General features: G+C 73.4%; 9 protein-coding genes. 6 read left to right on the top strand and 3 right to left on the bottom strand.

Annotated features, from left to right (window positions below):
- The first annotated feature begins 231 nt into the window (after window positions 1–231).
- The gene (locus tag DKL51_RS04690) at window positions 232–1107 is read left to right on the top strand and encodes a GNAT family N-acetyltransferase (RefSeq protein WP_260428376.1); all 876 of its coding nucleotides are present in this window, start codon (window positions 232–234) and stop codon (window positions 1105–1107) included.
- On the opposite strand, the gene DKL51_RS04685 is transcribed toward DKL51_RS04690, so the two are convergent.
- Window positions 1079–1729, bottom strand: a complete 651-nt coding sequence (locus DKL51_RS04685) for a futalosine hydrolase (RefSeq protein ID WP_124811766.1) — start codon at window positions 1727–1729, stop codon at window positions 1079–1081. The genes DKL51_RS04690 and DKL51_RS04685 overlap by 29 nt on opposite strands.
- The gene (locus DKL51_RS04680) at window positions 1726–3357 is read right to left on the bottom strand and encodes an MFS transporter (RefSeq protein WP_109947069.1); all 1632 of its coding nucleotides are present in this window, start codon (window positions 3355–3357) and stop codon (window positions 1726–1728) included. Before DKL51_RS04680 ends, DKL51_RS04685 begins: the two co-directional genes overlap by 4 nt.
- 87 nt (window positions 3358–3444) lie before the next feature.
- Here DKL51_RS04680 and DKL51_RS04675 point away from each other — a divergent pair, with 87 nt between their 5' ends.
- Window positions 3445–4284: a DUF3027 domain-containing protein gene (locus tag DKL51_RS04675; protein WP_124811765.1), complete on the top strand. Its 840-nt coding sequence runs from the start codon at window positions 3445–3447 to the stop codon at window positions 4282–4284.
- Window positions 4285–4311: 27 nt separating this feature from the next.
- Here the strand turns inward: DKL51_RS04675 and DKL51_RS04670 are convergent, their stop codons facing one another.
- Window positions 4312–4569, bottom strand: a complete 258-nt coding sequence (locus tag DKL51_RS04670; RefSeq protein ID WP_109947071.1) for a DUF2530 domain-containing protein — start codon at window positions 4567–4569, stop codon at window positions 4312–4314.
- Window positions 4570–4694: 125 nt separating this feature from the next.
- Here DKL51_RS04670 and DKL51_RS04665 point away from each other — a divergent pair, with 125 nt between their 5' ends.
- The 4 genes from DKL51_RS04665 to thpR form a co-directional block, all read left to right on the top strand.
- Window positions 4695–5144, top strand: a complete 450-nt coding sequence (locus tag DKL51_RS04665; RefSeq protein ID WP_185734706.1) for a MarR family winged helix-turn-helix transcriptional regulator — start codon at window positions 4695–4697, stop codon at window positions 5142–5144.
- 73 nt (window positions 5145–5217) lie between these two features.
- Window positions 5218–6504, top strand: a complete 1287-nt coding sequence (locus DKL51_RS04660) for an MFS transporter (RefSeq protein ID WP_109947072.1) — start codon at window positions 5218–5220, stop codon at window positions 6502–6504.
- Window positions 6505–6647: 143 nt separating this feature from the next.
- Window positions 6648–7157 carry a hypothetical protein gene (locus DKL51_RS04655; RefSeq protein WP_109947073.1) on the top strand — a complete coding sequence of 170 codons (510 nt, stop codon included), beginning with the start codon at window positions 6648–6650 and terminating at the stop codon, window positions 7155–7157.
- Window positions 7158–7170: 13 nt separating this feature from the next.
- Window positions 7171–7777: RNA 2',3'-cyclic phosphodiesterase (thpR, locus tag DKL51_RS04650; protein WP_124811764.1), on the top strand; the 607-nt coding region annotated here is incomplete at its 3' end.

Below are 7777 nucleotides of genomic sequence, written 5' to 3'. Positions count from 1 at the left end.
GCGGCGGGGTGCGCTCGGTCCGCGTGTCGACGGGTCGACGCCCGGCCCGGGTACCGGCGCGGGCGTCGGCGGGTCGGCCGCCGGGCCAGATGACGCTGGACGCGCCAATGGGGCAGCTCCAAAGCGGCTGAGCAGTCCCTTCTTCCCCAGCCCGCTACGGATATCCCCAGGGTTATCCACAGCTTGTGCCAGGTAGTTGTGCACCTGGTCGACCACCGAAAGCATCGGGGCGTGACTGAGCGGACCGTTCCAACCGTGGCCGAGCCGACGGCCCTCGGCCCGGCGCTGCGCGCCCTTCGGCGCCGGGCCGATCTGAGCCAACGCGAGCTGGCTGCCAAGGCAGGGGTTCCGAAGAGCACCGTTGCACGGATCGAGTCGGCGACCGCCGACCCGCGGTTCGGCACCGTCGAGCGGTTGGTGAGGGCGGCCGGGGGACTGCTGGTGATCGGCGCGTCGGGCGACCTGGCCGCGAATGCCCTCGCACCGCCCGAGCCGGTGCCGCGCGACGGGCTGCGGGACGAGGCCGGGCGTAGGTATCCGGCGCACCTGGACGTGTGGGAGGTACGGGAACCGAAGGACTGGCCGGGCGCCTGGTGGGCGGAGTGGTACAACCTGTCGCCGGCACGGTGGCCGCGGCCGCTACCGCTGGCCACGTACGAGCTGAACCGGACGTACCGGGACCGGCGGCGCCGGACGGAGTGGGTGCGTGAGGCCGTCGCGGTGCGGCGAGTGACCGGCGGACGGGTGCCGGCGACCTGCTGGCGGTTCGTGGCGGAGCTTCCCGGGGGTGACCTGGTCGGCGAGTTGCGCGCGCACGAGCAGAGCCCCCATCTTCAGTGGGGCGGCGACGAGCGGGAGTGGGCGCGCGAGGTCGTCATGGATGGGGTGCTGGTCGCAGCGGAGCATCGCCGGCTCGGCATCGGGACGCGGCTGGTCGGGGCGTTCCTCGAGGAGATGACTTCGTCGGGAATCGGCATAGCCCGTGCGATCGCGGAGCATCCCGGCGTCAACTTTCTGATCTCGTGTGGCTTTCGCCAGGCAGGGGCACGTCCCGTCGCCCTGCGGCTCGACCGAGCGGTCAGCGCAGGGCGGCGGCCGCCTCGGTGAGGGCGGCGAAGGCCTCCTTCATCCGCCACGCCCCCCGATCCCGGGGCCCGATCGGGTTGGAGACGGTACGCAGCTCGGCGAAGGGGAGCCCAGCCTGGGCAGCGGCGACGGCCACCGCGTACCCCTCCATGGCCTCGGCCACCGCGTCCGGGTGCCGGGCGGCCAGGGCCTCGGTGCTCGCGGCCGTGCCGGTCACGGTGCTGACCGTGAGCACCGCGCCCACGGTGGCCTCCGGCAGGGCGGTACGCAGGGCGCCCAGCAGCCCGGGGTCGGCGGGCAGGGCGGTGGCGATGCCGAGCAGCTCGGGCGGCATGCCCAGCTCGTCGACCGGGATGAAGCCCTCCGGCGACTCGGCGCCCAGGTCGGCCGCCATGCTGCGGGTGGCCAGCACTGTTCCGCCTACCGGCACGCGGCCGGCGAACCCGCCCGCGATGCCCGCGCTGACCACCGCCCGGTACGGCCGTCCGGCGGCCTCGGCGAGGGCCAGCAGTCGGGCGGTGGCGGCACCGGCGATCGCCGGGCCCACCCCCAGCGGGGCGACCGTGATCGTCGGATCGGTCAGCCCCGCCCGGACCGCCTCCGCCTCGGCGGGTACCGCGGTCACCACCAGCAGACCGGTCACGCGACCGGTCCCCGCGGCTCCCGCCGGTTCTCGTCTTCCGCGCTGCCCGGTCCGCCGACCGACGAGGAGGGGCGGTAGATGTGGTAGCCCGGCGGGGCGAGCCCGTCGTCGTCGACGTGGTTGGGCGTACCGGACTGGGGTGGGGCCGGCGAGGTGGGCGCGGAATCCCGGAAACCCCGCGCCGGCTCGGGTGCCGGGGTGGCGAGCTCCTCGGTCTGCTCCTCGCTGATCTCGTCGTCGCCGAGCGGCCGCCCGATCAGCCGCTCGTTGCGCAGCCGGCCGGCGACGACGACGCCCCGGACGGCGACGAGGGCCGCGACCCCGGCCGCCACGGCCACCCCGACCCAACCGGCGAACGGGACGAGGCCGAGCCCGCCGCCGGCCACGAAGGCCAGCACCAGCGCGGTCTCCGAGTGGGCGAAGGAACTGGCCCGCAGCCGTTCGGGGATGCGCTCCTGGATCGAGGCGTCCACGGCGAGCTTGGCGATGCCGCTGATCAGCGCGGTCACCAGGCAGAGCAGCGCCACCAGAGGGAGGGAGAACTTGAGCGCGGCGAGGACCGCCACACCGGCCACGATGATCATGCCGCTGGACTGGATCGCGGTGGGCCGGTGGATGTGCAGCCGGGTGCCGACCGCGGTGGCCAGGAAACTGCCCACGGCCAGCGCCCCGCCGATCAGGCCCAGCGCGGCCTGATCGCGCAGCTCGCGCCCGAAGAAGTCGGTGGTCAGGTCGCCCGCCTTGAGGGCGAAGGCGAGGAAGAGCAGCAGGAAGCCGTAGAGCCCGCGCAGCGCGGCGGCGCCGATCAGGGTCGCGATCACCAGGCGTCCCGCCGGGCGGCCCCGGCCCAGCGGCCGGTCCCCGTCTCGGCGGCGCAGCGCGCGCAGCGGCCGGGGCACCCGCTCGGGCGGTTCCGAATCCGCCTTCGGCGGCAGGCGCAGCGAGATCACCATGCCGACCAGGAAGATCACCGAGGCCACCCGGAGCGGCCACTGCGGCCCCAGCCAGAACGCCGCCACCCCGATCGGAGCGACGAGTGCGCCGGCCACCGTGCCGTAGACGCTGGCCCGGGCGCCGGCCTGGGACAGCCCGAGCCCCTCGGGCAACAGCCGGGGCACGGCCGCCGAGCGGGCCACCCCGTACGCGCGGGAGAGGGCGAGCACGCCGAACGCGGCCGGGTACAGGCCGAAGCCGCCGATGTAGTCGGAGATCAACCAGGCCAGGAAGGCGCGGCCGAGCATGGTGGCCGCCAGCGCGTACCGGCGGCCGTGGCGGAAGTGGTCGAGCAACGGCCCCACCACGGGCGCCAGCATGGCGAACGGCACCATGGTGACGAGCAGGTAGAGCGCGACCTTGTTGCGGGCCTCGCCGAGCGGCACGTTGAAGAAGATCGTCCCGGCCAGGCCGATCGCGATCAGGGTGTCCCCGGCGCAGGAGAGGGCGTGCAGGTCGAAGAGGCGGACCATGCCGATCTCGTTGCCGGCGCTGCGGGTCCGGGCCATCCCGGCCCGTCGGGTCATCCAGCGCCCGCTGTTGACCGAGCCGCGAAGCAGCAGGCGGGTGGCGCGGATGCCCGTGCCGACGGTCCGCCCGAGGACGGACCGCCCGGAGCGGGAGGACAGCGGCATGTCTCCCATCCTCGCCCATCTGATCGAGGCGTGCCGCACCACCCGAGGAGAACGACTCCGGGGAGTGCCTGTCAGTCGGCCCCGGGCATGGGGAACAATGGGCGGGTGACCAGGCCCGCCTCCGCCCGCGCCGCCCGTCTCGACCAGGTCTGCGCCGCCGCCGTCGAGGTGGCCCGCGCCGGCATCACCGAGGTGGACCCCGCCGACGTCGGCGACCACCTGCAAGCCGTCGCCGAGGGCGACCGGCTGGTCACCCACTACTTCGAGTGCCGGCTGGCCGGCTACCGCGGCTGGCGCTGGGCCGTCACCGTCACCCGGGTGCCGCGCAGCCGCAACGTCACCATCTGCGACACCGTGCTGCTGCCCGGCGCGGACGCGCTGATGGCCCCCGGCTGGGTTCCCTGGCAGGAGCGGCTCAAGCCGGGTGACCTCGGCCCCGGCGACCTGCTGCCCACCCCGCCGGACGACGAGCGGCTCGCCCCTGGCTACCTGCTCTCCGACGACCCGGCGGTGGAGGAGACCGCGTGGGAGCTCGGGCTCGGCCGGCCCCGGGTGCTGTCCCGGGAGGGTCGCTCCGAGGCCGCCCAGCGCTGGTACGACGGCGACCACGGCCCGTCCGCCGCGATCTCGGTGGCCGCGCCGGCCGCCGCCCGCTGCGGCACCTGCGGCTTCTACCTGCCGCTGGCCGGTTCGCTCCGGCAGGCCTTCGGCGCCTGCGGCAACTTCTACGCCCCGGACGACGGCCGGGTGGTGAGCGCCGACCATGGCTGCGGTGCCCACTCGGAGACGCTGGTGGAGACGCCCGAGACCCCGGTGGACGAGTTGCCCACCATCTACGACGACAGCGCGGTCGAGGCCATGTCGGTCAGCCGGGCCCATGGTTCGGTGGAAGCGGCCGAGCCGGCCGAGCCGTACGGCCACTCCTGACCGCCGGGCCACCGGCCCGCGATCAGCTCAGCGGCGAGCGGCCGCTGTCCGGCGACGGCGCCGGTTCGCGTCGTGCCGCATCATCACGGCCAGCCCGGGAAAGCCCCAGAGGAACCCGGCCAGGCAGGTCCAGAGCCAGTTCTGGTGCCCGTGCTCGGTGAGCCACCCGCGGAAGAAGATCAGCAGGACCAGCCCGACCACAGCCCAGGCGATCAGCCCCGCGACGGCGAAGGGCACCATCGGCGGATCGAGCGGCTCGGGCCGCGGTGGTTGCTCCTTGGGCACCGGCAAAGCGTACGCGATCGTCTTTCCCCGGCCGCCGATGATCTGGGACGATGCGCGCGCGAACCTCCCGTGAGCCTGGTCATATCGCATGTCGTTAGCCAGGCTCATTAGTTAAGCTAACGATTGTGACGGAGCGGACGGTGACGGCGAAACGCGTGCCACCGGCGCAGCTGGCGCCCCAGCTGCGTGATGCGATCACCCGGCTCAACCGGCGGGTCCGACAGGCCCGCCCGGTCGGCGACCTGACGGTCACCCAGCTCTCCGCGCTCACCAGCCTGAAGCTGGCGGGCGCGCTGACGCCCCGGGAACTGGCCGACATCGAGCGGGTGCAGCCACCGACGATGACCAAGATCGTCGCGAAGTTGGAGGAGCGCGGCCTCGTGCAGCGCACCCCCCACCCGACCGACGGACGGCAGGTCATCCTCGCGGCGACCGAGGGGGGACGGGCTGTCCTCGACCAGTTCGAGCGGGCCCGCAACTCGTGGCTGGCTGAGCGGCTGGCTGCGCTGACCGAGGAGGAACGCGACACGCTGCAGCGGGCCGCCGAGATCCTGCAGCAGATCGCTCGCGCCTGAGCCGCACCCGCGCCACCGGGTCCGCGCCGTCCGACGTCGATGACGCGTACGACCGCAAGGAGGCGCACCAAGAGTGCAGGCGAAGCTGAGCACGATGTTCCAGTCCCTACGAGTCCGTAACTACCGACTCTTCGCCACCGGACAGCTGATCAAACTGATCGGCGTCTGGATGATGTTCATCGCCCAGGACTGGCTCGTCCTCGAGCTCTCCCACAACTCGGCCACCGCGCTCGGCGTGGTGACCGCACTCCAGTTCACCCCCGTCCTGCTGCTCACCCTGCTCTCCGGCCGCCTCGCCGACCGGTACGACAAGCGGCTGCTGCTCTTCATCGCCAACGCCTTCTGGACGGTGCTCGCGCTGGTGATGAGCCTGCTGGTGCTCACCGGCCTGGTGCAGCTCTGGCACGTCTTTGCGTTCGCGGCCCTGCTGGGCGTGGCCAACGCGGTGGAGACCCCGGTCCGGCAGGCGTTCGTCTCCGAACTCGTCGGCATGCCCCTGCTCCCGAACGCGCTCTCGCTCAACGCCGCCACCTTCAACTCGGCGCGGATCATCGGCCCCGCTGTCGCCGGCCTGGCCATCGCCGCCTTCGACGTCGGCCCGGTCTTCCTGTTCACCGCCCTCAGCTCGATCGCCCCGCTGGTCAACGTGGTCCGGATGCGTACCGCCGAGCTGCACCGCAAGGACCTCCCGCCGGCCGGTGAGCGCAACCAGGCCAAGGTGGTCGACGGGCTGCGCTACGTCTGGCGCCGCCCCGACCTGCTGCTGCCGATGGCGGTCATGTCGGTGATCGGCATGTCGCTGTTCAACTTCCAGCTCACCCTCGCCGCGCTGGCCAAGACCGTCTTCCACACCGGAGCGGCCTCGTTCGGCCTGTTCTCCACCGCGCTCGCCGTCGGCGCGCTGGCCGGGGCCCTCGCCGGCACCGGGCGGCGCAGCCGCCCCTCGGTCTGGCTGGTGCTCGGCGCGGCGGTCGGCTGCGCCACCTTCGGCACCCTGGTCGGCCTCGCTGGGGTGTACTGGCTGGTGGCGGCCCTGCTGCTGCCCACCGGGTTCTTCATGGTCTTCTTCGCCCAGGCCGCCAACCAGCGGGTGCAGCTCGGTGTCGACGCCGCCTTCCGCGGTCGGGTGATGGCGCTCTGGGTGCTGGTCTTCCTCGGCACCAACCCGGTCGGCGCGCCGATCATCGGCTGGGTCGCGGAGACCTTCGGCGCCGGCGCCAGCATCTGGATCGGTGGGCTGATCTCGCTGGCCACCGCGCTGCTCGCGCTGACCTGGCAGCTGCGCCGCTCGGGCGCCCGGCTGCGGCTGCGGATGCTGCCCATGCCGCGCTTCTACGTCGTCTCGCCCACGGCCGAGTGACACCGCCGGTCCGGCGGCACCGCCCGCCGGATCGTCCTGGAAAGACCGGCTCCCGCAAACAGGGGCCGGTCTTTCCGTATTCCAGGCCGTCGGATGTGCGCAATCGGGTAGCGGGCGATCACGTTGGGCTTTAGCGTCGATGCGTGGGAGTCGGACGGGGCCTGCTGCTGGTGCTTGCGATCCTCGCCGTGTGCTGCCTCCCCGCCCTCTTCGCGCTGATCTTCTGCGCCGACGAGATCCTGGACCGGGTGGCCTGCGGCTGGGCCGAGTGGCGCGAGGAACGCCGGGAACGCCGCACCATCGCCCGGCTGGACCGGGCGATCGAGGCGGACGCGCTGACCCGCGACATCGACCTGACCGCGTTCGACCGGCACGACCGGCGCTCACTGCAACAGATCGCCGCCGACCTGCGGCGGCTCGGCGGGCACCGGCTCGCCGCCGCCCACCGCTCGGTGGTCTGGCACAGCGCGGTGATCGACGCGTACGACGATCGGCTGCGGGACGCCTGCCGGGCACTGGGCATCGCCGAGCACCTCGCCGAGCTGGACGGGGTGGACCGGGAGATCGAACGGGTCCGGGTGGAGGGGCTGCTGCACGCGGCCGGGCTCACCCTGCCCGCCGCCCGGCCCGGTCACCATCAACGGCACCGCTGAACGGCGTACCGGGGTGCGGCTCTTCGTGGCGGTCTACCCACCCCGGCCGGCCGTCGAGGACCTGAGCGCGCAGGTGGCCCGGCTCCGGGTGGGTGCCGCGTACGCCGCCGGCACCAACGTACGACTGGCCGACCCGACCAACGCCCACCTGACCCTCGCCTTCCTCGGCGAGGTCGAGGAGAGCCGGTTGGTCGAGGTGGAGAGTGCGCTCGGCCTGGCCACCGAGACGTTCCGGGACGGCCGGAGCGGTTCCCCGACGCTGCGCCTCGGCGGCGGGGGGAGCTTCGGACGGGGCCGGTTCACCGTCCTGTGGGTGGACGTCCAGGGTGACGTCGAGGCGCTGGCGGTGCTGGCCCGGCTGATCCGCTTCGGGCTGCGGCGAGCCAAGCTGCCGCACGACGAGAAGACCTTCCGCGCCCACCTGACCATCGCCCGCCCCGGCGACCGGATCGACCGCGCCGACATCATGGCGGACCGGGAGACCCTGCACGACTATCTCGGCCCGGAGTGGCCGGCGAACGAGCTGGTGCTGGTCCGCAGCCACCAGGGCCCCCGCCCCACCTACGACCGCCTCGCGGCGCTGGCCCGGCTGATCCGCTTCGGGCTGCGGCGAGCCAAGC

This window comes from Micromonospora globispora (genome assembly GCF_003857015.1).
GTDB classification, from domain to species: domain Bacteria; phylum Actinomycetota; class Actinomycetes; order Mycobacteriales; family Micromonosporaceae; genus Micromonospora; species Micromonospora globispora.
The sequence above is the reverse complement of the archived record's forward strand: the minus strand, read 5'-3'. Positions and strand labels throughout refer to the sequence as shown.